The sequence below is a fragment of the Aquiflexum sp. genome, from assembly GCF_041749095.1.
In the GTDB taxonomy this organism is placed as follows: Bacteria; Bacteroidota; Bacteroidia; order Cytophagales; family Cyclobacteriaceae; genus Aquiflexum.
This window is the reverse complement of the sequence record NZ_JBGTCA010000336.1, coordinates 1-2,269: the sequence shown is the minus strand read 5'-3', so window position 1 is coordinate 2,269 and position 2,269 is coordinate 1. Positions and strand designations below refer to the sequence as shown.

The 2,269-nt window shown below is 37.7% G+C and carries 3 protein-coding genes; 2 read left to right on the top strand and 1 reads right to left on the bottom strand.

Annotation, left to right across the window (positions count from 1 at the left end):
* A partial coding sequence (locus ACEW8O_RS15320; RefSeq protein ID WP_373495497.1) for a bL21 family ribosomal protein occupies window positions 1-92 on the bottom strand: 92 nt, incomplete at its 3' end.
* Window positions 93-572: 480 nt separating this feature from the next.
* Here ACEW8O_RS15320 and ACEW8O_RS15315 point away from each other — a divergent pair.
* Together ACEW8O_RS15315 and ACEW8O_RS15310 are read left to right on the top strand one after the other, a co-directional pair.
* Entirely contained in the window at window positions 573-1,553 is a 981-nt protein-coding gene (locus tag ACEW8O_RS15315) for a ribonucleotide-diphosphate reductase subunit beta (protein WP_373495496.1), read from the top strand.
* A gap of 41 nt (window positions 1,554-1,594) precedes the next feature.
* A partial coding sequence (locus ACEW8O_RS15310) for a ribonucleotide reductase N-terminal alpha domain-containing protein (protein ID WP_373495495.1) occupies window positions 1,595-2,269 on the top strand: 675 nt, incomplete at its 3' end.

Below are 2,269 nucleotides of genomic sequence, written 5' to 3'. Positions count from 1 at the left end.
GCGCCAGTTTCGCCCTGCAACTTAGGTGCATAGACAAACTGATCTTTTGTTACTTTGAACTGCTTTCCTGCGATGTTAACAATTGCGTACATAAATGTTTTAATGCTTTAGGAAATTGAGGTGCAAATATAATTATTGTTTCCGGAAGAAAAAAATATACCCGGAAATCAAACTCTAAATTAATCCTGTTCAATGTTTTAGCCTTAATCATGTGCTAACTTTCTTCCGTGGATAAAATTTGACCTTTGGTCAAAAATAGGTTCGAAAAACGTTCAAAAATATTTTTTTTGCCTAATGAAAAAAAGTTTTGATAGCCCTTGGGATACATATTAATTAAATTTTTACTTTAGATATAGTGTTTTATATAACTCTAATACAGTTATTTAAATAATATTTGACCAAAAGTCAAGAAACGAACTTTTTAGACGTTTCTAGGGTTTTATTTTTCAGAATAGTTCATCATATTTGTTGAAGGCTGTTCTGAAAAGACGGCCTTTTCTATCCAGTATCTAAAGTCAAGACTTGAAGCCTTCAGCAATCACCGGAAGATTCACGCAAAAAACAACATAATAATGCAAAATCAAGAACCAATCCTTCAAGAAAACAAAAACAGATTCGTTTTATTCCCAATTCAGCACGATGATATATGGAAGTATTATAAAAAGGCTGAAGCTAGTTTTTGGACTGCAGAAGAAATTGATTTAAGTCAGGATTTAAAAGATTGGAAAAATCTGAATGATGGAGAAAGACATTTCATTTCCCACGTTTTGGCATTTTTTGCAGCAAGTGATGGTATAGTCAATGAAAACCTTGCCGAACACTTTGTCTCTGAAGTTCAATATACCGAGGCCAAATTCTTTTATGGTTTTCAGATAGCCATGGAAAATATCCATTCAGAAACATATAGCCTTCTTATAGACACCTATATCAAGGACAATATGGAAAGGGATAAACTTTTAAATGCCATCGAGCACATTGACTGCGTAAAAAAGAAAGCCGAATGGGCGCTCAGATGGATTGACAATGGTAACTTTCAGGAAAGACTGATTGCTTTTGCAGCTGTGGAAGGAATCTTTTTTTCTGGTTCTTTCTGTTCCATTTTTTGGTTGAAGAAAAGAGGTCTGATGCCAGGATTGACATTTTCAAATGAACTGATCTCAAGAGACGAAGGGCTTCACTGTGATTTTGCCTGTCACCTATACACTGAACATGTTGTGCATCCGCTGCCTAAAGAGACGGTGACTGACATCATCAAAGATGCGGTAAACATCGAAAAGGAATTCGTGACTGATGCGCTTCCTGTTAAACTTATTGGCATGAATTCAGACCTGATGTGCCAGTACATTGAGTTTGTTGCCGATAGGCTTTTGGTTGAATTGGGTTGTGCCAAGGTTTGGAACAGCAGCAATCCATTTGACTTTATGGATATGATTTCCCTACAAGGTAAAACCAACTTCTTTGAAAAAAGAGTGGGTGATTACCAAAAAGCAGGAGTCATGAAATCCAAAGAATTGGTTGAGTCACCTAAGTTTTCCATAGGTGAAGATTTCTAAGTATTATTTATACCCCACCAACCCAAAATCCATTTGAAATTATGCTTGTAATAAAAAGAGACGGTCGAAGGGAATCTGTAAGATTCGATAAGATCACGACAAGAATTGAAAACCTCTGCTACAACCTTGACAGCAGATACATCCATCCTATTGAGGTTGCCAAAAAAGTTATTGATGGTCTTTATGATGGTGTGACCACCACTGAATTGGACAATTTGGCGGCAGAAGTATGTGCTTCCCTGACAGTACAGCATCCGGATTATGCTGTATTGGCTGCCAGGATAGCCACCTCAAACCTTCACAAAACCACCTCCCAGTCTTTTTCCAACACAATGAAAAGACTGTACACTTACATCAATCCAAATACAGGTGCCAATGCAGCGTTGATTGCCTCGGATGTATATGGTGTAGTGAAAAAACATGCCGCCAAGCTTGACGAAGCAATTGATTACAACAGGGATTTTGATTATGACTACTTCGGGTTCAAAACCCTTGAAAGAAGTTACCTGATCAAATTGGATGGAAAAGTAGTCGAAAGGCCACAGCACATGTTGATGAGAGTAGCTGTAGGTATTCACAAGGAAGACATTGATGCGGCCATTGAGACATATCACCTATTGTCCCAAAAATGGTTTACCCATGCCACTCCTACCCTTTTCAATGCCGGAACACCAAAACCGCAGCTATCTTCCTGTTTCCTTTTGACAATGAAAGAT